We start from the raw sequence: 22,071 nt of genomic DNA on the forward strand, positions 1-22,071 counted from the left end.
GTGTCCGCTGAGCCGCCCATGAGGAAAACCTGACTTCTCGGAATCAGAACCGGGGCGCGCCCAGCCGCACCTGCGTCACTGAGTCGAAGCCGGCTGCCTCGGTCGGGTCTCGCGGCCGAAGAACCACAGACCGGCGGCGATGATGCCGAGGACACCGGTGAGCAGGAACGCCCACGAGTAGTCGAAGTGGTCGACGACGGCTCCGGCGATGATCGGGCCGAGGATCGCTCCGCCGTCGAGGGCCATCTGGTAGCGGGCGAGCACTCGGCCGCCCTTGCGTTCGCGGCCGATGACATCGGCGACGGTGGCCTGTTGCGCGGGATTGGCCAGGCCGGATCCGACTCCGGCGATGACCGAGAAGGCGAAGAACAGCCAGATCGAGTCGATGAAGGCCAACGCCGCGGTCGTCACGCCGAGGACGAACAGACCCCATTGGATGAAGGGCTTGCGCCCGACGGTGTCCGCGAAGCGCCCCACGACCGTGACCGCCGAGGCATTGCCGATGGCGAACATGGTCAGAGCCAGTCCGGCCACGGCGGTATCGGCTTTGAGGGCCTGGATGGCGAAGAGCGGGTAGATGGCCACACGGATGCCCATCGCCGACCAGCCTTGGACGAAAGCGGAGATGAGCGCGGAGCGGTAGGCCGAATCTTTCCAGGCTTCCCGGAAGGACATGACTTCCTGCTGCTCCTTGTCCTTCTCCGCCTCCAGGCGGGCACGCCCGGACTTCGTGGAGGAGCCGAATGAGGCGGTGGAGCCGAGGAAGACGCGGACGACGATGGCGGCGATGAGCAGACCGACGGCGTAGATGACGAACGGGATGCGCATCCCCCATCCGGCCATCGCACCGCCGAGGACGGGCCCGGCGATATTGCCGACGAGGAACGCTGTCGCATACGTCGAAGAGGCTTTCGCACGGGCGTCGATCGGGGCGAGCCGGACGATGAGGGCCATCGCGGAGACGCTGAACATGGTCGAGCCGATGCCGCCGAGCCCGCGGAAGATCAGCAGCTGCCAGTAGTTCTGGGCGAAGGCGACGGCCGCGGTGGAGGCGGCGACGATGAGGAGGCCGGTGATGTAGATTCGGCGTTCACCGAAGGCATCGACGAGGCGGCCAGACGAGGGTGAGAACACGAACCGGAAGAATGCGAACGAGGAGACGACGATGGTTGCGGCCGTGACCCCGAAGTCGAAGCTCGCTGCGAACTGCGGCAGGACGGGAGCGATGATTCCGTAGCCGAGGGCGACGATGAAGGCCGCTGCCACGAGGACGTAGATCTCCTTGGGCAGGCGGCGCGTTTCCGGAGCCTCGGTGTCGGGTGTGCTCACAGGGTATCGAGGAACTGTTCGGGCTTCGGCAGGGGGCGGGTGCTCGTGGTCAGCCGCTGTCGGTAGCGTTCGGAAACGGCTCCGATGTAGAACCAGCCCATGAGCAGCTCGTGATCGGCAAGACGGTGGAGGCGGCGGACCGGTTCGGTGTTCGTCAGTGTGCCTGAGCGCCACATGACTCCCCAGCCGGCTTGCCACAGGGCGAGTTCGAGCAGGTGGCCGGCACCGGCGGCGGTGGCGTGCTGCTCCCATTCGGGAACCTTGTCATGTGTGACCGGTGAGGAGACGAGGGCGAGGAGGAGCTCTGCCCGCAGCGGCTTCGTGTTGGTCTCGCCGGGTTTGCGGACCACTCCGGCGGCTTCGTCGAGGGCGTCGCCGAGGCGGTGCCGGTCGTGGCCGCGGATGATGAGGAAGCGCCAGGGGCGCAGTGACTTGTGGTCGGCGACCGAGGAGATCGATCGGATGATCTCGAGCAGGTCGGAATCGTTCGGGGTCTCCGGGTCGACCTTCGAGATCGACCGTCGGGTGCTCAGAGCGTGGAGGACGGGATCGGCGACGATGTCGATCGATGACGGCACCGAGTAGTCGGGTCCGCGGCGGCTGGGCGTCACGGCTGCCGTTCGGTCACTCGCCGAGGCGGCGGCATCCTCGGCGAGGTCAGCGTAGTTCTCGCTCTGCGCTGAGCGGGCGGTCTGCGCGTCCTGCGCGGCGAGGTTCTTCGCCCACGGGCCGGTGTTGCCGTCGAGGAAGTGGGCACGGACCCGATCTTTGGTCACTTCGCAGGCGTCGCCCGCGTCTGTGGTTCGTTTGTGCTTCTTGTGTGCGGACTTCTTGCCCTTGTCCTTCTTGTGGCCGCCCATCAGCTCACCCACTCGGCGAAGGCGGTGCGGGCCTTGCGCAGTTTCGGGTCGATGATGACACGGCAGTAGCCGTTGTCCGGGTTCGCGGTGTAGAAGTCCTGGTAGACCGCCTCGGCGGGATAGAAGGTGCCCAGCGGTTCGAGGGTGGTCACGATCGGATCGTCGAAGAGGGTCTGCGCGGATTCGATGGCTTCGGCGAAGTGCTGCTTCTCGGTCTCGTCGCGGTAGAACATGGCCGACCGGTATTGGGTGCCGACGTCGTAGCCCTGGCGGTTGAGGCTCGTGGGGTCATGGCCGGTGAAGAACAGTCCGAGGATGACGTCTTCGGGGACGATGTCGGCGTCGAAGGTCACCTGCAGGGCCTCGGCGTGGCCGGTCATCCCGGAGCAGACCTCACGGTAGCCGGGATCGTCGGTGTGTCCGCCGGTGTAGCCGGAGATCACTTCTCTCACGCCGGTGGTCCGCTGATAGACGGCATCGAGGCACCAGAAGCAGCCGGCGCCGAGGGTGAGGGTACGAAGATCGCTCATGCACCGTATAACGATGACGCGCGCAGGTTATTCCCAGCAGGTCTCGCCTCACATCACCAGGCCGGACGGCAGGGAGAAGCCGAGTTCGGCGGCGGCCTTCTGCGTCGAGGGCTGATGCCAGAATGTCGCGACCGATTCGTTCGTCGACAAGGACCGCATCTCGGCCTTGTCGAGGAAGAGGATCCCGGACAGGTGGTCGGTCTCGTGGGCGACGATGCGCGCCGACCAGCCGGAGACCTCCTCGGCGATGGGGTTGCCCTGCAGGTCGACGCCCGTCAACGCGATCGTGCGGGGGCGGGCGACGACGGCCTGGTAGCCGGGGATCGACAGGCATCCTTCATAGAAGGCGACGTCGTCTGCGCCGGCGCGTTCGTATCCCGCGTTGAGGACGACTCGCAGCGGCATCGGCTCCCGTTGCCGGACCCTCGCGACTTCGGGATCGCGGGCACCGGGGTCTTCTGCCACGAACATCGACAGGCCGATGCCCACCTGCGGCCCGGCGAGGCCCACTCCGGGGGCTGCGAGCATGGTTGCTCGCATCACCTCGGCGAGCTTCTCAAGCTCGGCGTCATCGACCTGCCCGTCGAAGGGGCGGGTGTCGGTGCGCAGGACGGGGTCCCCGGCCTCGACGATGGGCGCGGTCCCGTCTCCCGCCTCGGCGGCGGTGAGGACGGCGCGGATCTGGTCGGCGATCAGTGCATCGGCGGCGTTCACGAGGTGATGTCTCTTCAGTTCGCGCGGGCGACGATGAGTTCGGCGTGCTTGAGCAGCGGGGCGTCGATCATCTTGCCTTCGAAGGAGAACGCGCCCTTCTCCGTCTTCGCCAAGTCGAGCACCGATCGCGCCCAGGTCAGCTGTTCGTCGCTGGGGCGGAAGGCGTCGCGGACGACGGGCACGTGGTTGGGGTGGATGGAGACCTTACCGGAGAAGCCCGACTGCACGGCGTCCTCGGCTTCGGCGGCGAGGCCCTCGAGGTTCGGAATGTCCGCCCAGATCGAGTCGAGAGCGAACTTGCTGTGGGCCCGGGCGGCGAGCAGGGTCTGGCTGCGCACATGCTTGGCTACGTCCCGGTAGCCGCCGTCATCCTTGCGTGAAGAGCCTCCGCCGAGGTCGGCGATGAGATCCTCGGATCCCCACATCAGCGCGTAGACGTTCGGGGCGGCGGCGATCTCGGCGACGTTGACGGCGCCGAGCGCGGTTTCGATGAGCGCGATGACCTGGAAGCCCGACAGGATCGACAGATCCGCTGCGAGTTCTGCCTTCGGCAGCATCACGGCCGTGTAGTCGGTGCGTGCGAGCATCTTGAGGTCCTCGCCGAGGTGGCCCGAATCGTGGGAGTTCACCCGCACGACCGTGCGGCTGGGGTCGAGGGGGAAGTCGACGATGGACTCCCGAGCGGCGGCTTTGTCGGCCTCGTTGACGGCGTCCTCGAGGTCGAGGATGACGATATCCGAGCGTTCGGCAGCTTTCGTGTACCGGTCGGGGCGATCGCCGGGGACGAAGAGCCAGGCGGGTTTGAACTCGAGAGACATATGGGCGCTCACTTTCCGGTGTCGGTCTGGTCGGCGGACTCGGCCGCGGACGTCGTGGTTGCCGAGTCGTGGCTGGAGTCGAACATCATCGCCTGCCGCACAGCCTTCGCGACGAGCTTGCCGTCCTGGTTGTAGCCGCGATGTTCGAAGGTGACGACGCCTTGGCCCGGACGGGACTTCGAATTGCGTTTGTCGAGGATCGTCGTCTCTGCGTAGAGGGTGTCGCCGTGGAACATCGGGGAGGGGAAGCTGACCTCGGAGAAGCCGAGGTTTCCCACGGTCGTGCCCTGTGTCAGCTGGGACACGGACAGGCCGATGAGGGTGGCCAGGGTGAACATCGAGTTGACGAGGCGCTCACCGAAGGGTTCGGTGGCCGACCAGGCGGCGTCGAGGTGCAGGGCCTGGGTATTCATGGTCACGGCTGTGAACCACGTGTTGTCCGCCTCGGTGATGGTGCGGCCCGGTGCGTGCTTGTAGGTGGCGCCGACTTCCATCTCGTCCAGCCACAGACCACGTTGGGCAATGACCTTGTCACTCATGTAACGCTCCTCACTCGTCGTGATTTGAGTTTATCGCCATTCACCGGACCCCTGCGACCCGGGGTCGGTACGAAGAAGCGGACTCCCGAGGCGGCTCATCCGGCATGGAGTCCGGATGGGCCGCGTCGGCGCGCTCAGGATCAGCTGCTGACCTCGGTATCGAGTTCGCTGAAGGCCGAAGACCAGCCGTCGTACGCGCTCGCATCCGTCCCCGAGTCACCCGGCAGGCCGGTCAGGGTGAATGTCATGCGGGTGCGGTCGGCGTCGATCTCCTCGAGTTCGACGCTCACGCGCGGGGCATCGTCGACCTCGCCGGGACTCCCCCAGGTGAAGTCGAGGCGGACGGGCTCGTCGATGTGGAGGTACTTCCCGGCCGTCGGGAACTCCTGTCCCGTGTTGGGAATGCGCATCGTATAGGTGTATTCGCCGCCGACCCGCAGGTCGACGGAGACGGATTCGCGTGGGGTGACCAACGTTTCGGGGTGGAACCAGCGGGCCATGACGTCCGGATTCGTCCAGGCCTCCCAGACGCGGGCGCGCGGTGCGGCGAATTCGCGGACGATGGTGAAGCCGGGTTCTCCCGCCTGTGCGCTGTTCGGATCGGTCGCTGTGTTGGCTGCGTTAGCTGTGTTGGCTGCGTTAGCTCTGTTGGCTGCGTTCTCGGCGTTCATCGCTGCTCTCCTCCTTGAGTCGTGCATGAAGTCTGCGTCGTGCGTGATGTCTGCGTCGCGCGGTACGTCGTTGCGGTCGATGGTCAGCCCGCAGTTCGATCTGCGGTTGACGGGTCGGTCCTTGAAAGGTCGGTGGGCACCTCCTCGGCGAGGACGCGGTCGAGGTTGTCGAAGCGCTGCTGCCAGTCGTCGTGGGCCGCCTGCAGCCAGCCGGCCGCCTCGGTGAGGGCATCAGGGTTGAGGGCGACGATGCGCTGCTGCGCGGATTTCGATCTCGTGATGAGTCCTGCCGCCTCGAGCACTTTGAGGTGCTGGGAGACAGCCGAACGGCTGATCGGCAGCGGCTCTGCGAGCTCACCTGCTGTCTTGTCTCCTGAGCGCAGACGATCGATGATCGCCCGACGCGTCGGATCGGCAAGCGCCGCGAAGACGTGATCCACACTCATTTAAGCATCCCCTTAATTAAGTTCTTACTACAATACACTCCTCGCCCGCCCCGTCAAGGGGCGCGCATCATCGGATCGGACTCCTCAGCACACTTGCGCCCAACCCGACTAGGCTGGAAGCAGCCGCTTCGGCCCACCCCGAGTTCGAGGAGAGACATGGATCGCGATTCGATCGACTGCTGGCTGACCGATATGGACGGTGTCCTGGTCAAGGAGAACAATCCCCTGCCGGGAGCCGCCGAGCTGCTCGCCCAGTGGCGTCAGGCGGACATCCCCTATCTGGTGCTGACGAACAATTCCATCTACACCGCCCGTGACCTCTCCGCCCGGCTGCGCTCGAACGGACTCGACGTCCCCGAGTCGAACATCTGGACCTCGGCGATGGCCACCGCGGATTTCCTGTCCAACCAGGTCGAGCACGGCACGGCCTATGTCGTCGGCGAGGCGGGGCTGACCACGGCGATCCACGAGGCCGGGTTCGTCATGACAGAGCACGACCCCGAGTTCGTCGTCGTCGGTGAGACCCACTCCTATTCGTTCGAGGCGATCACGAAGGCGATCCGCCTCATCGATGCCGGATCCCGCTTCATCGTCACGAACCCGGACGCCACCGGCCCCAGCCCCGAGGGCGTCCTGCCGGCCACCGGCGCCATCGCCGCACTCATCACGAAGGCGACGAACCGCGAGCCCTACGTCGTGGGCAAGCCGAACCCGATGATGTTCCGCTCGGCGCTGAACAGGATCGGCGCCCATTCGATGAGCACCGCGATGATCGGCGACCGTATGGACACCGACATCATCGCGGGCATGGAAGCGGGCATGCACACGGTCCTTGTGCTCTCGGGAATCTCCACCGCCGAGGATGTCCGCCGCTTCCCGTTCCGACCCAACGAGATCGTCGACGGCGTCCACGAGCTGCTCGACGTGCCGCTGGAGAGCCGCGGCGAGCTCGGCCCCGACACCACCGGCTCCGCCTGAGGCACATACTCCTTCGCCTTTGCCGACACACCCCAGGCGCCGAGAAACGGGCTGGGTGTCGAAACACGGGTGTGCGCGCCCGTTTCTCGACACACAGCCCGTTTTTCGATGGAACCAGTCCCCACACAACCTAACGTTTAATAGCATTTGCTTGCATTTGCGAATCTTTGGAGTCATCCTTGATAGATGCTCCAAGTGCTGACGACGAAGCAGCTCCGTGGACTCGGCATGTCCCGCAGACAGTTGGCCGAAGCAAAGCGGTGCTGCCTGCGCCTCGTCAGGAAGGGTCACTACGTGATCCGCAAGTCGTGTGATGATGACCATCACGGACCCATCCGCGGTCTATCCGCGGATCGCGACACTTCGTTCCCGAAAACCTTCGGAGATCTGCGGGACGAAGCCGAGGAGCTGCGGGTCCAGATCGCATGCCGCCTCGATGAGCTTCTGCCTGGGGATGTGTTCTCCCATGTTTCGGCTGCGCTCATCCACCGTCTTGACCCAGCCGTTCTCGAATCGTCGAAAGTCGAGATCTCCAGGGACTCCCCTACCCGCAATTACGATGGTGTGTTCATCTACTCGCGCAGACTTCCACCGGAACAAGTCTCATCCGCGTTCGCCTATCCCGTCACTGCTCTGCCCAGGACTCTGGCTGACGTTGCTCTGGACCGTTCGCTCGAGGTTTCCGTCCCGCTCATCTCTCAAGCACTCCGCTCGGGAGAGGTGGGCCGGGCAGACATCACCGATCTGCTGGCGAAAGGGCAACGCGGACGCCGAAGAGCCCTCTTGGCCGTTGATCTTTCGAGCGCCGAATATGAATCTCCGGCCGAGGCGGTCTGTGCGGTCAAGTTCCATCGCTTCGGAATCACCGGAATGGTCCCGCAGGTCGACACCTTCACTGAGTCGGGAAGGTTCATCGGACGCAATGACTTTCGGCACAGGTTCGCTGCTGTCGCAGTGGAAGTCCACGGTCTCGGCAAGTTCTATCTCAACCCTCACGGCCCCGATGAGGCGGCCAAATTGAGTCATCAGCGCAATATGGATCTTCTCAATGCCGGCTTCACCGTCTTCAACCTGAGCTTCGGCGACCTCTTCAGGCCTCGCATCTTCGCTGCGATCAAGCGGGCCATCGAGACAACTGATCAGCGAGAAACGGGCTGAGTGTCGAGAAACGCACGTGCGCGCCCGTTTCTCGACACTCAGCCCGTTTCTCGGCGAAGCAGCCGTGCCGCAGCCCGTTTCTCGGCGAAGCAGCCTGTCCCCCGCCCGGCTACTGCAGCGATGAGGTCAGGCGCATGACGGACTCCATATAGCGGCGGGGCCACGGCCGCTTCTCCCATTCCTCGAGGGTGAGTTCGCGGCTGACGTCCTGGTAGCCGGCGACGACGTCGACGATGTCATCGACCAGGTCCCCGCCGGTGGTCAGCAGGCTGATCTCGTAGTTGAGGCCGAAGGAGCGCATGTCCATGTTCGACGAGCCCATCACGGCATAGAGGTCGTCGACGATGAAGCATTTCGTGTGCAGCACGGCGGGTTTCGGGTACAGGAAGATCCGCACCCCCGCTTCGAGCAGCGACCGGTAGTAGGACGACTGTGCCCGATCGACCATGTACTGGTCGGCCTGTTCGCTGACGTAGAGTTCGACGTCGACCCCACGCCTGGCCGCGGTCTCCACGGCGGCCAGCAGTGATTCGTCGGGCACGAAGTAGGGGCTGACGATGGCCAGACGCTTCTGCGCCAGGTACATCATCGAAGTGAAGACCTTGAGGTTCGGAGCGGTCGTGAACCCGGGCCCCGAAGGAACCAGCTGCATCGCACTCGTCGCCCCGCCGACTTCAGGCTCGTTGCCGTCGCGCTCGTACGGGCGGATGCCCAGTGCCTGTCCCGATTCGGAGTACCAGTCGGTGGAGAACACCGCCTCGATTCCGGCGACGATGGGCCCGGAGAGCTCGACCATGATGTCGTGCCAGTTCCGGCCGATCTGAGAGTTCTTCCTGTTGAGGTAGCTCGAATCGATCATGTTCTGCGAACCCATCATCGCCCGCTTGCCGTCGATGACGAGCAGCTTGCGGTGATTGCGCAGGTCGATGCGGCGAGCTTTGCCGCGCCACGGAATGAACGGCAGCATCAGGTGCCATTCGATGCCGGCTGCATTCAGTCGCTTGCCGAGCCGGTGGAATCCCGGATACTTCCGCGACCCGATGTGGTCGAAGAGGACACGGACTTCGACCCCGCGCGCCGACGCTCGCTCGAGCGCCCGGAAGAAGACATCGGTCGTCGAGTCCCACGCTATGATGTAGATCTCGACGTGGACGTATTCGTGTGCCCCGTCGACGAGTTCGGCCATCCGCTTGATCGACGCCTCGTAGTCCGAGATCACCCCGTGGCTGTCGCCGGTGACCATCGGCAGCGCGGTCAGTGCCCGTCCCAGCTGGGCAACGGAGACGAATTCGGGCTTTGCGACCAGCGACGGCGGCACATCGGGCAGGTCGTCGGCACCTTCGTGCATGAGTTCGTTCGCTTCGGCCTGGATCCGGGCGCGGCGCTGATCGATATACGGGCTGCCGAGCAGCAGGAATGCGGGAATGCCGACGATCGGCACGAACAGGATGAGCAGCAGCCACGCCGATGACGATGACGGGCGACGGTTCTCCGGCACCACACCGACCGCGATGATCTTCACGATGTATTCGATGACGATCCACGTCGTCGTCGCCACCGATGCCACCATGCTGAGATCCATGTGCTCCCACTCCCCTTCGGTCGCCGTCTCACCTCACGGTGATGTCGGATAAGAATATCGCCCGCCGAGGCGGACCTGCACGTCCGTACGGATGTGCGGCGCCGCCTCGGCGGGCGATGATGGTGCTCAAGCTCGGTCGAGTGACCGACGGGAGGTCGGCACCCACACCTGAGACAGGCGATGAACTGAGCTCAGAGTCCGAGTTCGCGGGCGATGAGCATGAGCTGGACCTCGGTGGTGCCTTCGCCGACTTCGAGGATCTTCGAGTCGCGGTAGTGGCGGGCGACGAGGTATTCGTTCATGAAGCCGTAGCCGCCGTGGATCTGGGTGGCGTCGCGAGCATTGTCCATGGCTGCTTCGCCGGCGATCATCTTCGCAATGGCGGCTTCCTTCTTGAACGGCAGTCCGGCGAGCATCCGCGAAGCCGCGAGGTAGTACGCCGACCGGGCGGCGACGACGCGGGCTTCCATGCGGGCGATCTTGAAGGAGATGCCCTGGAAGTCGGCGATCGGCTTGCCGAAGGCCTGGCGTTCCTTCGCGTACTTCACGGATTCGTCGACGCAGCCCTGGGCGGCGCCGACGGACAGGGCACCCACGGCGATGCGGCCCTCGTCGAGGATGCGCAGGAAGTTCGCGTAGCCGCGTCCGCGCTCGCCGAGCAGGTTCTCTTCGGGCACCTGCACATTGTCGAAGGTCAGCGGGTGCGTGTCCGAGGAGTTCCAGCCGACCTTGTCATAGGCCGGTTCGGCGGTGAAGCCAGGGGTGCCGGTCGGGATCATGATCGTCGAGATCTCCGGGACTTCGCGGCCCGAACCAGAGGATCGGGTTCCGGTCACGGCGGTGGCGGTGACCAGGCGGGTGATGTCGGTGCCGGAGTTCGTGATGAAGCACTTGCTGCCGTTGATCGTCCAAGTCCCGCTCTCCAGCGTGGCCTTGGTCCGGGTGCCGCCGGCATCCGATCCGGCCTCGGGTTCGGTCAGGCCGAAGGCGGCCAGGCCAGAGGCGTCGGTGAGCTTCGGCAGCCATTCCTTCTTCTGCTCTTCGGTGCCGAAGCGGTAGATCGGCATCGCTCCGAGCGAGACCCCGGCCTCGAGGGTGATGGCCAGGGACTGGTTGACCCGGCCGAGTTCTTCGATGGCCAGGCACAGGGCGAAGTAGTCGCCGCCCATGCCGCCGTACTCTTCGTCGAAGGGCAGGCCGAAGAGTCCCATCTCGCCCATCTTCGCAACGAGGTCGTAGGGGAACTCGTGCTTGGCGTCGAGTTCGGCTGAGACGGGTGCGACCTCTTCGTCGGCGAATTTCGCGACACCTTGACGCAGGTCGTCGTATTCTTCGGGCAGCATTCCCGGAACAAAGGTTTCCATTGTTTCCTCCCCGCTTGTGGCGTGGTTGTGGTGTGAGTGGCTGGTGACTATTCGGCGGCGTCTGCGACGGCCTCGGCTGCGGCTTCGTCGACGACCGTGGCGAGCACCTCGTCGAGGGCGACCTGGGCGCCTTCGACGGCGGTGACGGTGACGATTCCGGCTGCGGGTGCGGTGAGCACGTGCTCCATCTTCATCGCCTCGACGACGACGATCGGGTCTCCCTGTTCCACTGCGTCCCCGGTCTCGACCTTGATGTCGACGACGGAGCCGGGCATCGGTGCGAGCACCTCGGCGCCTTCGAGTCCCGGTGTCAGGGACGAATCGGCCAATGGCCGGTTGAAGACGTGGATCCCGGTGTCGGTGCTCACCCAGATGCTGCGGTCGCGGGCATCGGAGAAGATCCGGGCGGTGTGCTGGATCCCGTCGAGGGTGACGTGCCACAGTCCGTCGTCATCGACGTCGACGGCTCCCGCGCGAGCCTCGACTTCGGCTGTCCGTCCTCCGGCGGCCAGGGTGACCGTGGGGCGGAAGTCCGGGCGTGAGGTGCGCCAGGCGCTGGGTCCTGCCCACGCCGAGGCGGTCGACCGATTCGCCGACAGGTCGGCGGCTGTGACCGGTCCCGTCAGGGTCGTGCCTGCCGCTCCCCCGGTGACCGTGACGGCGGCGGCTGCCAGCTGCGCGTGGGTCTCACCGGAGGTGTGCGCCAGCTGATCCTCGCCGAGGTTGTCGATGAGTGAGGTGTCGAGCTCGCCGGCGACCACCTCGGGCAGGCTCATGAGGGTGCGCAGGAAGTCGATGTTCGTCACGATTCCCGGAACCGCCGAGGCGGCGAGCGCGGAATCGAGGCGGGCGATGGCTTGGGCGCGGTCATCGGCGCGGACGATGAGCTTGGCGATCATCGGGTCGTAGTCCGAGGCGATGGTCTGCCCGGCTTCGAGCCCGGCGTCGACGCGGATGCCCTCCCCGTCCGGGAAGACGACGTCGAGGGCGCGACCGCCGGTGGGCAGGAATCCGCGCGAGGGGTCCTCGGCGTAGATTCTCGCTTCGATCGAGTGCCCGGTCAGCGTGATGGCGTCCTGGGTCAGCGGCAGCTCTTCGCCCGCGCCGACGCGCAGCTGGAGTTCGACGAGGTCGACTCCGGTGACCTCCTCGGTGACGGGGTGTTCGACCTGCAGTCGAGTGTTCATCTCCATGAAGAAGAACTCGTCGGGGCGGTCGGCCCCGACGATGAATTCGACGGTGCCGGCTCCGACGTAGCCGACGGATTTCGCGGTCTCGCAGGCGGCCTGGCCGATTCGGGCGCGGGTCTCTTCGTCCAGCAGCGCCGAGGGAGCTTCTTCGATGACCTTCTGATGGCGGCGCTGCAGGGAGCATTCGCGTTCGCCGAGGTGGACGACGTTGCCGTGCGCGTCCGCCATGATCTGGACTTCGATATGGCGCGGGGTGGCGACGAGGCGTTCGAGGAACAGCGTGTCGTCGCCGAAGGAGCTCGCGGCTTCACGGCGGGCGGTGACCAGCGCCTCGGCGAGCTTGCCGGCCTCGAAGACCGCGTGCATGCCCTTGCCGCCGCCACCGGCGGAGGGCTTGATGAGCACGGGGAAGCCGATGTCCGACGAGGCGGCGATGAGGGACTCGTCGCTCATCGCGGCGTCCTTCGTGCCGGGAACGAGCGGCACGCCGCGGGAGGACACGGCCTGCTTCGCGGTAATCTTGTCGCCCATCGTCCGAATCGCCTCGGCTCCGGGGCCGAGGAAGACGATTCCCGCCTCGGCGCAGGCGGCGGAGAACTCGGCGTTCTCCGACAGGAATCCGTAGCCGGGGTGGATGGCTTCGGCTCCCGTGGCCTGTGCGGCGGCGATGACCTTGTCGATGCGCAGGTAGGACTCGGACGCGGCCGCCGGGCCCAGGTGGACCGCGGTGTCGGCGGCCCTGACATGGGCCGCTTGGGCGTCGGCGTCGGAGTAGACGGCGACAGTGCGGATGCCGAGGCGGCGGCAGGTGCGGATGACGCGCAGGGCGATCTCGCCGCGGTTGGCGATGAGGACTGTTGTGAACATTTTCGTCATGGTGGGGCTCACATTCTGAAGACGCCGTAGCCGCTGGCATTCAGCGGGCGTTCCATCGGTCCGAAGCGGGCAAGGTCGAGGGCCAGGGAGAGCACCTGGCGGGTGTCACCGGGTTCGATGATTCCGTCATCCCACAGACGTGCCGTCGAGTAGTACGGGTTGCCCTGGGCTTCGTACTGGTCACGGATGGGCTGCTTGAAGGTGTCTTCGGCCTCTGCGCTCCACTCTTCGCCGCGAGCTTCGAGCTGGTCGCGTCTGACGGTGGAGAGCACGCTGGCGGCCTGTTCGCCGCCCATCACGGAGATGCGGGCATTGGGCCACATCCACAGGAAGCGCGGGGAGTACGCACGGCCGCACATCGAGTAGTTGCCGGCGCCGAAGGAGCCGCCGATGACGACGGTGAACTTCGGGACGCGGGCGGTGGCGACGGCGTTGACCATCTTCGCGCCGTGTTTGGCGATGCCGCCGGCTTCGTAGTCGCGGCCGACCATGAATCCGGAGATGTTCTGCAGGAACACCAAGGGCATGCTGCGCTGGTCGCAGAGTTCGATGAAGTGGGCACCCTTCTGCGCGGATTCGCCGAAGAGGATGCCGTTGTTGGCGACGATCCCGACCGGATGTCCGTCGAGGTGAGCGAATCCGGTGACGAGGCTCGTGCCGTATTCGGCTTTGAACTCGTGGAACTCGGATCCGTCGACGAGGCGCGCGATGACTTCGCGGACGTCGTACGGGGTGCGTGAGTCCACGGGTACGACGGAGGTCAGCTCCTCAGGCGAGTGTGCCGGCATGCGAGGCTCGATGACGTCCCAGTTCGGGGTGCTCTTCGGTCCGAGAGTGGAGACGATGTCGCGCATGATCTCCAGCGCATGGGGGTCATTGGCTGCGAGGTGGTCGGTGACGCCGGAGACGCGGGAGTGCAGTGCGCCGCCGCCGAGTTCTTCGGCGGTGACCTCTTCACCTGTGGCGGCCTTGACCAGGGGTGGGCCGCCGAGGAAGATCGTGCCCTGTTCGGAGACGATGATCGATTCGTCGGCCATGGCCGGGACGTAGGCGCCGCCGGCGGTGCAGGAGCCCATGACGGCGGCCAGCTGCGGGATGCCGGCAGCTGAGAGCGTCGCCTGGTTGAAGAAGATGCGGCCGAAGTGCTCACGGTCGGGGAAGACGTCGTCCTGGTTCGGCAGGTTCGCGCCACCGGAGTCGACGAGGTAGATGCACGGAAGGCTGTTCTCCTTGGCGACCTCCTGAGCCCGAAGGTGCTTCTTCACGGTCACCGGGTAGTAGGTGCCGCCCTTGACGGTGGCGTCATTGGCCACGATCACGCATTCGCGTCCGGCGACCCGGCCGATGCCGGTGATGATTCCGGCTCCCGGGCTGGCGTCGTCGTACATGCCGCCCGCGGCCAGCGGGGAGAGTTCGAGAAAGGGAGTACCGGGGTCGAGGAGATGCTCGACGCGCTCACGCGGCAGCAGCTTGCCACGATCGATATGACGCTGCCTGGACTTCTCGGAACCGCCGCGGGCCGTTGCCGCAATGCGCTCCCGGAGTTCAGCGATGAGTTCGGCGTGGGCCTCGGAGTTGACCTGCCCCGTCGCCGGACTGACCGCAGTTCCCACTGCTCTCATTCCATCCTCATTTCAGTTAATGATTCTTAACTGACTGCTATGATACTGCTCACAGGCAGAACTGACAACGCATGAGTTCGACCGCACCGACGTCTTCAGCGACGGCGGGCATCAGGCTCAGGGAAGGAGGCCGGATGTCGATCTCGAACGAGGCCAAACCGACGGCGCGGGCAGCGGCGAAGGCGGCCAGACGCGAGCAGCTGCTCGAGGTCGCGAAGACGCTCTATGCCCGGCACGGCTTCCACGGTGTGCGCCTCGACGACCTGGGCAAAGGTGCGGGGATCTCGGCGCCGGCGGTCTACCGGCATTTCTCGTCGAAGGAGGCCGTGCTCGAGGAGCTGCTCGTCGGCATCTCCGCCTATCTGCAGTCCGGAGGTGAGGAGATCGTCTCCGCGGCCTGGGATACCGCCTCGGGGATCACCCCCACCGAGGCGGCTCAGACCCTGCGACGTCTCATCGACTTCCATGTCGACTTCGCCATGGGCGAGCCCGAGCTCATCCGCATTCAGGACCGCGACCTCGAAGCGCTGCCGGACGAATCGCGACGGACCGTGCGCCGCCTGCAGCGTGCCTATGTCAGCCGGTGGGCAGAAGTCGTCGAGGCCGCCCACCCGGCGTGGACTCTGGAATCGGCCACTGTGCGCGTGCATGCGGCGTTCGGGATGATGAATTCGACCCCGCACCAGGCTCGTCGCTCCAGCGCCGAGGTGGTCGGGGTCGAATTGCGCGCCGCAGCGGCCGCGGCGCTGGGACTCAGCTGATCACCGGATCAGCCGAGTCCCGCCTCGGCGATATTTCGATCACCGAGGACGGTATAGCCGATATTCAGGGCACGATGACGAGCTTGCCGCGGACGTGTCCGGTGGCGCTGTCCTTGAAGGCCTGGGGGACATCGTCGAGGCCGTAGGTGCCGGCGACGGCGACCGTGAGTTTCCCTTCGTCGGCGAGGCGGCCCAGGCGTGCGGTCTCGGAGCCGTCGGGACGCACCCAGATGTAGCGTCCGCCGTGCTCGGCCACGCTGGGATCGGCCACCGAGGCGTGCGCCCCGCCCTCGGCGAGCACGGCCAGGGTGTCGTCGAGGACTCCCCCGACGAAGTCCGCGACCCCGTCGACCTTACCGCCGGCGGCCTCGAGGACACGCTCGACCAGACCGTCGCCGTAGGTCACGGGTTCAGCGCCGAGCCCACGCAGGTACTCGTGGTTAGCTTCAGAGGCGGTGCCGATGACGCGTGCTCCGGCCGCCCGGGCGATCTGCACGGCGAAACTGCCCACTCCCCCGGATGCTCCGTGGATGAGCACGGTCTTGCCCTCCAGGTCGCCGAGGGAATCGAGGATCCGCAGAGCGGTGCCGCCGGCCAACGGCAGTCCGCCTGCCTGTTCCCAGCTCAGGCTCTTCGGCTTCGCGGCTACGGCATGAACCGGCACCGCGACCTTCTCGGCGAAGGTTCCGCCGCCGAGCACGTCCTTGCGCGCATAGGCGACGACTTCATCGCCGATGGAGAATTCCGGGGTGTCGAAGCCGAGTCCGATGACGACACCGGCGACGTCCCAGCCCGGGATGACAGGGAACTGCGTGGGCATGAACGGGTCGAGGTGCCCGCCGACGAGCTTCCAATCCACCGGGTTGACTCCGGCGGCCCTGACTTCGATGAGCACCGAGGCGGGCGGCAGCTTCGGATCGGGCAGCTCGCGGACGGTGATGTCGTCGAAGTTCTCGGTGTAGGCGTCATAGACGGCGGCACGCATAGCAATGGCCTTCCGGTAGATGTCAGTGACACTGAAGTCTCAGTGCCACTGAACAACACCGGAAGGCCAACAGGCTATTCCGGGGGCCGGCCCCGCCTCGGCGATCATGGGGTCAGGCAGGGCCTAGCTGACCTGCGACTTATTCGTAGGTCTCCCCGGTCTTCGCGCGCTCGACCAGCGAGGCCGGCGGTGTGAAGTGCTCGCCGTACTTCGCAGCCAGATCATTCGCCCGGTCGACGAAGCCGGCCAGTCCGCCTTCGTACTGGTTGACGTACTGGAGCACGCCGCCGGTCCACGCGGGGAATCCGATGCCGAAGATCGAACCGATGTTCGCGTCCGGCACCGAGGTGAGCACACCCTCGTCGAGGCATTTGATCGTCTCGATCGCCTCGGCGAAGAGCATCCGCTCCTGCAGATCGGCGAAGGGCTGATCATTCGATCCCGATTCGTACTTCTCGCGCACACCGGCCCACAGCGTGGTGCGCTTGCCGTTCTCGTCGTAGTCGTAGAAGCCGGCGCCGTCCTTGCGTCCGGTCCGTCCCTGCTCGACCATCCAGTCGAAGACGGCTTCGGAGGGGTGGGCTATCCAGGTGCCGCCAGCGGCCTCGACCGCGTCGCGGGTCTCCTTGTTGATCTTCTGCGACAGGGTCAGCGTCAGCTCGTCGAGCAGCTGCAGGGCACCGGTGGGGTACCCGGCCTGCAGGGCCGCCTGTTCCACGCTGGCCGGTTCCACTCCCTCGCCCACGGCGGCGACCGCCTCGGCGATGAAGGTGCCGATGACACGGGAGGTGAAGAATCCGCGGGAGTCGTTGACGACGATCGGAGTCTTCCGGATCTGCTGCACGAGGTCGAAGGTGCGGGCGAGGACCTCGTCGGAGGTGTTCTCACCGCAGATGATCTCGACCAGCGGCATCTTGTCGGCCGGCGAGAAGAAGTGGACGCCGATGAAGTCCTTGTCCCGGGTGACGCCCTTGGCCAGGTCGGTGATCGGCAGGGTCGAGGTGTTCGAACCGAGGACCGCATCAGGCTCGACGATGTCCTGGATCTCGCCGAACACCTTCTGCTTGAGATCGACGGATTCGAAGACCGCTTCGATGACGAAGTCGACACCGGCGAAATCCTCGGCCGAGGCGCTCGGGGTGATCCGGTCGAGGACGGCCTGCGACTTCGCCTCGGTGGTCTTGCCCTTGGCCAGAGCCGATTCCTCTCGCTTGGCGGCGTAGGCCTTGCCCTTCTCCGCATTGGCGAGCTCGACGTCCTTGAGGACGACCTCGATACCGGACTTCGCAGCGCTGTAGGCGATCGCGGCACCCATCATTCCGGCGCCGATCACGCCGAGCTTCTTCACCTGGCGGGGTGTGACACCGTCAGGGCGCGAGCCGCCGGAGTTGATGTGGCCGAGGTCGAAGAAGAACGCCTTGATCATGTTCTTCGCCACCGGTGTGTGGGTGACGTTGACGAAGTAGCGGGACTCGACCGTCAGCGCGGTGTCGATGTCGACCAGTGCGCCTTCGACCGCAGCGGCGACCACGGCTCGCGGAGCCGGCATCGGTGCACCCTTGCCCTGCTTGCGCAGCAGGGACGGCAGAGCGGGAAGCATCGCGCCGATCTTCGGCGAGGACGGCGAGCCACCCGGGATCTTGAAGCCCTTGACATCCCACGGCTGCACAGCCTCGGGGTTGGCCTTGATCCAGGCCTTGGCCTTGGATTCGAGTTCGGCCGCAGGAGCGAGTTCGTCGATGAGGCCGAGCGCCTGGGCGTCGGCGGCCTTGAACTTCGTCGACGGCAGGATGGTCTTCTGCAGCGCGGTCTGGATGCCGAGCATGCGCACCGACCGGGCGACTCCGCCCCCTCCTGGCAGCAGGCCGAGTGAGACCTCGGGGAAGCCGAAGCGGGCGCTCGGGTTGTCGTCGGCCGCGATCCGGTGGTGGGCGGCCAGAGCGAGTTCGAGTCCGCCGCCCAGGGCCGCGCCGCCGAGGGCGGCGACAACGGGTTTGCCGAAGGTCTCGAGTCGGCGCAGCACCTTCTTGAGGTGTTCGACAGCCTCGAATTCCTCTGCGGCATTGGCCGGGTCGGCTTCACGCAGCTTGTTGAGGTTGCCACCGGCGAAGAAGGTCTTCTTCGGCGAGGTGAGGACGACACCGCTGATGTCGTCGACATTGGCTTCGAGCCATTCCACGGTCGCCTCGAGGGCGGCCGCGAAGTAGTCGTTCATGGTGTTGACCTTGGCGCCGGGCTCGTCGATGACGACGGTGACGATGCCATCGGCATCGGTGTTGCGCTGGTAGTCGGCAGCTGTGGTTTCAGTGTTCGTCATGTCAGACCCTTTCGATGATCGTCGCGATGCCCATGCCTGCGCCGATGCACAGGGTGACGAGTCCACGCTTGAGGTCGCGGCGCTCGAGTTCGTCGAGGACAGTGCCCAGAATCATGGCGCCGGTGGCGCCCAGCGGGTGGCCCATGGCGATGGCTCCGCCGTTGACGTTGACCTTCTCATGAGGGATGTCGAGATCCTTCATCCACTTGAGCACGACTGCGGCGAATGCCTCGTTGAGTTCGAACAGATCGATGTCGTCGACGGTCAGTCCCGCTTTGTCGAGGGCCTTTTTCGTCGCCGGGGTCGGACCGGTGAGCATGATGGTGGGTTCGGACCCGGTGACTGCGGTGGAGACGATGCGGGCGCGGGGCTTCATTCCCATCTTCTGACCGACCTCCTCATCGCCGAGGATGGCAAGCGCTGCGCCGTCGACGATTCCGGAGGAGTTTGCGGCGGTGTGGACGTGGTCGATGGCTTCGACCCAGTGGTACTTCTGCAGAGCCACCTCGTCGAATCCGGTCTGTGCGGCGAGCTTAGCGAAGGCCGGTGGCAGCTGCGACAGCGATTCGACGGTCGATCCAGGACGCATGTGCTCATCGCGGTCGAGCACGGTGATGCCGTTGATGTCCTTGACCGGGATGATCGAATTTTCGAAGAGGCTGTTCTCCCAGGCCGCGGCGGCTCGCTTCTGCGATTCGGCGGCGAAGGCGTCCACGTCTGCACGGCTGAAGCCCTCGGTGGTGGCGATGAGGTCGGCACCGATTCCCTGGGGCACGAAGTACGTGTCATAGTTCGTCGTCGGATCCTGCGCCCAGGCTCCGCCGTCGGATCCCAGCGGCACACGGGACATCGATTCGACGCCACCGGCGAGGACGAGGTTCTCGAATCCGGAGCCGACCTTCTGGGCGGCGATGTTGACGGCTTCGAGCCCGGAGGCGCAGAAGCGGTTGACCTGAACGCCGGCGACGGACTCGTCGAGGCCGGCGGCGATCGCGGCGACACGGGCGATGTCGCTGCCCTGTTCGCCGACTGGAGAGACGACGCCGAGGACGATGTCGTCGATCTGGGAGTCGTCGAGGTCCGGATTGCGCTCGCGTACGGCGTCGATGAGGCCGGTGACGAGATCGATGGGCTTGACGCTGTGCAGCGCCCCGCCGCGGTTCTTACCGCGTGGGGTGCGCACTGCGTCATAGATGAACGCTTCGCTCATATGTTCCTCACAGTCTGAGGGCCGTGCATGAGGTCTCGGCAGAGACCCCGGCGAACGGCCCGATGTTGGGTTCCTGTGTCAGCTTCACGATTGCCGCCGGTCCGATTCCGTGCTCGAACGCGCGTGGAGCGCGGGCGAGGTCGGACGGGAATCGAGCTGACTGATCAATCGTTCAGTAGTGTGCCCTTCTATTGTCTACCAGTTTCCAGTGATGATCAACACATGGCATTCGAGCTGCTCGACGGGCCATCCCATCCGCACTCAGCCCCTCTTCCAGGCCCTCACCGGACCGCTGTCGAGGAGCGCCCGGAATGCCGATTAGCTTTGACAACAGAAGTGGTTATGATGAATCGACTTATCAGTTCTGATCCCCCTGGAGAATCATGTCCTTGACCACCCCTGCCCGCACGAAGACGGGCTCGAAGCTCATGGCACTGACCCTTGCAGTCGGTCTGCTCGCCGGACCCATCGCCGTCGACGCGGCACCCGCCGAAGCTGCGACGAAGAAATGCGCAGTGAAGATGTCGAATTCCAAGCCCCGCCAGTACTCGAACACCTGGGCCAACGTCTCGAAGGTCGGTTCGAAGGCCAAGGTCGAGACCCGCGCGCACTACAAAACGACGAAAACGAAGAAGAAGGCCACCGCATCGAAGAAGGGCAAGGCCTCTCTGAAGTACTACATCTCCGGCGCTACCCCCGGTAAGGCCGTCAAGGTGACCGTGACGGCAAAGAAGGGCAAGACGACGTGGAAGTGCTCGACGTCGTTCAAACCGGTGAAGAAGCGCTGAGCGTCTGTATAATTTCGTGCCCTTCACGATGTCGTCACCGAAGTATCCGTCACTCTTGAACCTGTACCCCTGCGAGATGAGGAAGTCCTGCCAATCGCAGACTGGATCGCCCTTATCCCACTTGCCGAGCGTGGTGCCATACTTGACGCCGCTCACTCCGGTGGTGACGTACACGGTCGCGTCGTTGGGTACCAAGTGGAGGTGGTTGCCAATGCGGAGGTTGCTGGTGTCGATGGTGGTTTCGAGGGTAATGGAGTGGAGTGTGCCACTACGGCATCGGTACGGCATCGGCCTAGAGCTGCGAGGGTCGGTAGAGTCACGGTCCTACCGAGATCACTTGCGTTCAGGTGCCTGACGATCATGCACGAAGCTAAACGCCAGGCACGCGAGAGTTACCAGGGGTGACACGCGGGATATGGGCAACGGGTGGATCCGTGCAAACAACCCCTGGCGATGAGGCTCAGGGGTTGTTTGCATTAGGGGTTCGCTGTATTCAGGTCCGCACTGTATGTGCACCAAGGGTGACAAATAACATCGTTATTCAACGACGAAATTGCTCAGTCCAGCGAGCCTGAGGAGGAACGGTGCGATCGACATCAAAACCAGGAGCGACGCAACGACCCAGAGCCATACCATTTTCGTTCTGTGTGTCCGGACGCTCGTGCTCATGGCGAACAATGGGCTAAGTAGCGGAAGGCCATAAAAGATCGGAGTCAGCATGAAGGCAAGGGCGAGGAAGCCAATGAACTTCCATTCTGTCGCCGACATGAGTCGCTCACGCTGTTCGGTCGCCATGTCTTTCACCTGCATCTGTCTAGTCCGGACTGCCTCCAGAAGTGATTCAATCTTAGCCGCCAACCTGCCAAGTTTTTACGGCCCCTGATTTGGACGTGCGGTAGTGCAGGCCCACTCCGAGAGTGATTGGGCTGCCCTTCACGAAGAGCGAAGCGTCAAATCGGTAGTAGGAATCAGCATAGGTGCCAGCTTTGGGTTTGGTGCATCTGGTTGGCTTCACCGACCATCCAACCTGCCATGACCCTTCGGAGTGGCAGGTGTGGTAGCCGGTCTTACCCTTGTACTTCTTAACCTTGATCCACCGATTCGCTTGATGGCAAGGGGCTCACTCGGATTCGAGTGCGAACGCGGTGCGAGGGCAGGAAGTAGTGTCCCGGTCTCTCACCGGTCTCTTCCACAAATGTTTCCCAAGGTCTCCTCCAGACCCTGCGGCGTCGTGCTCGAGCAGGAGCGAATCGGTCAGGACAATGATCGTGTAGGTGGGCTCAGAGCCGCGTGCCAGAGTCGTGCGAATTCCGTCGCCCACGGCCACCGTCTC

At 64.9% G+C, this 22,071-nt stretch carries 20 protein-coding genes; 4 read left to right on the forward strand and 16 right to left on the reverse strand.

The window, feature by feature from the left end:
• Window positions 1-75 precede the first annotated feature (75 nt).
• The 8 genes from BLIN9172_RS14685 to BLIN9172_RS14720 all read right to left on the reverse strand — a co-directional run bounded on the left by BLIN9172_RS14685 (window position 76) and on the right by BLIN9172_RS14720 (window position 5,907).
• Window positions 76-1,329 carry an MFS transporter gene (locus BLIN9172_RS14685; protein ID WP_101555701.1) on the reverse strand — a complete coding sequence of 418 codons (1,254 nt, stop codon included), beginning with the start codon at window positions 1,327-1,329 and terminating at the stop codon, window positions 76-78.
• A complete protein-coding gene (locus tag BLIN9172_RS14690; RefSeq protein ID WP_240812165.1) occupies window positions 1,326-2,201 on the reverse strand; it encodes a nitroreductase family protein in 876 nt (291 codons plus the stop codon). Before BLIN9172_RS14690 ends, BLIN9172_RS14685 begins: the two co-directional genes overlap by 4 nt.
• Window positions 2,189-2,719: a peptide-methionine (S)-S-oxide reductase MsrA gene (msrA, locus tag BLIN9172_RS14695; protein WP_101555703.1), complete on the reverse strand. Its 531-nt coding sequence runs from the start codon at window positions 2,717-2,719 to the stop codon at window positions 2,189-2,191. The genes BLIN9172_RS14690 and msrA overlap by 13 nt, the downstream gene beginning before the upstream one ends.
• 48 nt (window positions 2,720-2,767) lie before the next feature.
• Window positions 2,768-3,433 (reverse strand): peptide deformylase, encoded by a 666-nt coding sequence (locus BLIN9172_RS14700; RefSeq protein ID WP_101555704.1) that lies wholly within the window; start codon window positions 3,431-3,433, stop codon window positions 2,768-2,770.
• A gap of 14 nt (window positions 3,434-3,447) precedes the next feature.
• On the reverse strand, window positions 3,448-4,251 hold the full coding sequence (locus tag BLIN9172_RS14705; protein WP_101555705.1) for an HpcH/HpaI aldolase/citrate lyase family protein: 804 nt from the start codon (window positions 4,249-4,251) through the stop codon (window positions 3,448-3,450).
• Between the two features lie 8 nt (window positions 4,252-4,259).
• Complete coding sequence (locus BLIN9172_RS14710) at window positions 4,260-4,790, reverse strand: MaoC family dehydratase (RefSeq protein WP_101555706.1); 531 nt, start codon at window positions 4,788-4,790, stop codon at window positions 4,260-4,262.
• Between the two features lie 140 nt (window positions 4,791-4,930).
• Complete coding sequence (locus BLIN9172_RS14715; RefSeq protein ID WP_101555707.1) at window positions 4,931-5,461, reverse strand: SRPBCC family protein; 531 nt, start codon at window positions 5,459-5,461, stop codon at window positions 4,931-4,933.
• An 83-nt stretch (window positions 5,462-5,544) separates the two neighbouring features.
• Window positions 5,545-5,907, reverse strand: coding sequence for an ArsR/SmtB family transcription factor (locus BLIN9172_RS14720; RefSeq protein ID WP_101555708.1), 363 nt, complete (start codon window positions 5,905-5,907; stop codon window positions 5,545-5,547).
• A gap of 156 nt (window positions 5,908-6,063) precedes the next feature.
• Between BLIN9172_RS14720 and BLIN9172_RS14725 the strand changes: the two genes are divergently transcribed.
• Both BLIN9172_RS14725 and BLIN9172_RS14730 read left to right on the forward strand, forming a co-directional pair.
• Window positions 6,064-6,885, forward strand: coding sequence for an HAD-IIA family hydrolase (locus tag BLIN9172_RS14725; protein ID WP_101555709.1), 822 nt, complete (start codon window positions 6,064-6,066; stop codon window positions 6,883-6,885).
• Between the two features lie 186 nt (window positions 6,886-7,071).
• The gene (locus BLIN9172_RS14730) at window positions 7,072-8,043 is read left to right on the forward strand and encodes a hypothetical protein (RefSeq protein WP_101555710.1); all 972 of its coding nucleotides are present in this window, start codon (window positions 7,072-7,074) and stop codon (window positions 8,041-8,043) included.
• Window positions 8,044-8,152: 109 nt separating this feature from the next.
• Here BLIN9172_RS14730 and cls read toward each other — a convergent pair whose 3' ends face one another.
• From cls to BLIN9172_RS14750, 4 genes are all read right to left on the reverse strand, one after another.
• Window positions 8,153-9,625 carry a cardiolipin synthase gene (gene cls / locus BLIN9172_RS14735; RefSeq protein ID WP_101555711.1) on the reverse strand — a complete coding sequence of 491 codons (1,473 nt, stop codon included), beginning with the start codon at window positions 9,623-9,625 and terminating at the stop codon, window positions 8,153-8,155.
• A gap of 191 nt (window positions 9,626-9,816) precedes the next feature.
• Complete coding sequence (locus BLIN9172_RS14740) at window positions 9,817-10,989, reverse strand: acyl-CoA dehydrogenase family protein (RefSeq protein ID WP_101555712.1); 1,173 nt, start codon at window positions 10,987-10,989, stop codon at window positions 9,817-9,819.
• A 47-nt stretch (window positions 10,990-11,036) separates the two neighbouring features.
• Window positions 11,037-13,046 carry an acetyl-CoA carboxylase biotin carboxylase subunit gene (locus tag BLIN9172_RS14745; protein WP_205751064.1) on the reverse strand — a complete coding sequence of 670 codons (2,010 nt, stop codon included), beginning with the start codon at window positions 13,044-13,046 and terminating at the stop codon, window positions 11,037-11,039.
• A 17-nt stretch (window positions 13,047-13,063) separates the two neighbouring features.
• On the reverse strand, window positions 13,064-14,677 hold the full coding sequence (locus BLIN9172_RS14750; RefSeq protein WP_101555714.1) for a carboxyl transferase domain-containing protein: 1,614 nt from the start codon (window positions 14,675-14,677) through the stop codon (window positions 13,064-13,066).
• Window positions 14,678-14,811: 134 nt separating this feature from the next.
• Between BLIN9172_RS14750 and BLIN9172_RS14755 the strand changes: the two genes are divergently transcribed.
• The gene (locus tag BLIN9172_RS14755; protein ID WP_101555715.1) at window positions 14,812-15,438 is read left to right on the forward strand and encodes a TetR/AcrR family transcriptional regulator; all 627 of its coding nucleotides are present in this window, start codon (window positions 14,812-14,814) and stop codon (window positions 15,436-15,438) included.
• A gap of 64 nt (window positions 15,439-15,502) precedes the next feature.
• On the opposite strand, the gene BLIN9172_RS14760 is transcribed toward BLIN9172_RS14755, so the two are convergent.
• The 3 genes from BLIN9172_RS14760 to BLIN9172_RS14770 form a co-directional block, all read right to left on the reverse strand.
• On the reverse strand, window positions 15,503-16,423 hold the full coding sequence (locus BLIN9172_RS14760) for an NADP-dependent oxidoreductase (RefSeq protein ID WP_101555716.1): 921 nt from the start codon (window positions 16,421-16,423) through the stop codon (window positions 15,503-15,505).
• 139 nt (window positions 16,424-16,562) lie between these two features.
• Window positions 16,563-18,740 carry a 3-hydroxyacyl-CoA dehydrogenase NAD-binding domain-containing protein gene (locus BLIN9172_RS14765; protein WP_101555717.1) on the reverse strand — a complete coding sequence of 726 codons (2,178 nt, stop codon included), beginning with the start codon at window positions 18,738-18,740 and terminating at the stop codon, window positions 16,563-16,565.
• A 1-nt stretch (window position 18,741) separates the two neighbouring features.
• Window positions 18,742-19,950, reverse strand: a complete 1,209-nt coding sequence (locus BLIN9172_RS14770; protein WP_101555718.1) for an acetyl-CoA C-acetyltransferase — start codon at window positions 19,948-19,950, stop codon at window positions 18,742-18,744.
• Window positions 19,951-20,333: 383 nt separating this feature from the next.
• Here BLIN9172_RS14770 and BLIN9172_RS14775 point away from each other — a divergent pair, with 383 nt between their 5' ends.
• Entirely contained in the window at window positions 20,334-20,738 is a 405-nt protein-coding gene (locus BLIN9172_RS14775; RefSeq protein ID WP_101555719.1) for a hypothetical protein, read from the forward strand.
• Window positions 20,739-21,275: 537 nt separating this feature from the next.
• On the opposite strand, the gene BLIN9172_RS14780 is transcribed toward BLIN9172_RS14775, so the two are convergent.
• On the reverse strand, window positions 21,276-21,533 hold the full coding sequence (locus BLIN9172_RS14780; protein ID WP_127363988.1) for a hypothetical protein: 258 nt from the start codon (window positions 21,531-21,533) through the stop codon (window positions 21,276-21,278).
• Between the last annotated feature and the right edge of the window lie 538 nt (window positions 21,534-22,071).

Origin of the sequence: Brevibacterium linens ATCC 9172, assembly GCF_900169165.1 — a bacterium.
Taxonomy (GTDB): domain Bacteria; phylum Actinomycetota; class Actinomycetes; order Actinomycetales; family Brevibacteriaceae; genus Brevibacterium; species Brevibacterium linens.

Bases quoted from the DNA above. Each gene is read 5' to 3' on its own strand.
- BLIN9172_RS14750 (WP_101555714.1), bottom strand. From the start codon at position 14,677: ATGAGAGCAGTGGGAACTGCGGTCAGTCCGGCGACGGGGCAGGTCAAC.
- BLIN9172_RS14770 (WP_101555718.1), bottom strand. From the start codon at position 19,950: ATGAGCGAAGCGTTCATCTATGACGCAGTGCGCACCCCACGCGGTAAG.
- BLIN9172_RS14745 (WP_205751064.1), bottom strand. From the start codon at position 13,046: ATGTTCACAACAGTCCTCATCGCCAACCGCGGCGAGATCGCCCTGCGC.
- BLIN9172_RS14780 (WP_127363988.1), bottom strand. From the start codon at position 21,533: ATGGCGACCGAACAGCGTGAGCGACTCATGTCGGCGACAGAATGGAAG.
- BLIN9172_RS14740 (WP_101555712.1), bottom strand. From the start codon at position 10,989: ATGGAAACCTTTGTTCCGGGAATGCTGCCCGAAGAATACGACGACCTG.
- BLIN9172_RS14775 (WP_101555719.1), top strand. From the start codon at position 20,334: ATGTCCTTGACCACCCCTGCCCGCACGAAGACGGGCTCGAAGCTCATG.
- BLIN9172_RS14765 (WP_101555717.1), bottom strand. From the start codon at position 18,740: ATGACGAACACTGAAACCACAGCTGCCGACTACCAGCGCAACACCGAT.
- BLIN9172_RS14710 (WP_101555706.1), bottom strand. From the start codon at position 4,790: ATGAGTGACAAGGTCATTGCCCAACGTGGTCTGTGGCTGGACGAGATG.
- BLIN9172_RS14755 (WP_101555715.1), top strand. From the start codon at position 14,812: ATGTCGATCTCGAACGAGGCCAAACCGACGGCGCGGGCAGCGGCGAAG.
- BLIN9172_RS14715 (WP_101555707.1), bottom strand. From the start codon at position 5,461: ATGAACGCCGAGAACGCAGCCAACAGAGCTAACGCAGCCAACACAGCT.
- cls (WP_101555711.1), bottom strand. From the start codon at position 9,625: ATGGATCTCAGCATGGTGGCATCGGTGGCGACGACGACGTGGATCGTC.
- BLIN9172_RS14725 (WP_101555709.1), top strand. From the start codon at position 6,064: ATGGATCGCGATTCGATCGACTGCTGGCTGACCGATATGGACGGTGTC.
- BLIN9172_RS14760 (WP_101555716.1), bottom strand. From the start codon at position 16,423: ATGCGTGCCGCCGTCTATGACGCCTACACCGAGAACTTCGACGACATC.
- BLIN9172_RS14705 (WP_101555705.1), bottom strand. From the start codon at position 4,251: ATGTCTCTCGAGTTCAAACCCGCCTGGCTCTTCGTCCCCGGCGATCGC.
- BLIN9172_RS14720 (WP_101555708.1), bottom strand. From the start codon at position 5,907: ATGAGTGTGGATCACGTCTTCGCGGCGCTTGCCGATCCGACGCGTCGG.
- BLIN9172_RS14730 (WP_101555710.1), top strand. From the start codon at position 7,072: ATGCTCCAAGTGCTGACGACGAAGCAGCTCCGTGGACTCGGCATGTCC.
- msrA (WP_101555703.1), bottom strand. From the start codon at position 2,719: ATGAGCGATCTTCGTACCCTCACCCTCGGCGCCGGCTGCTTCTGGTGC.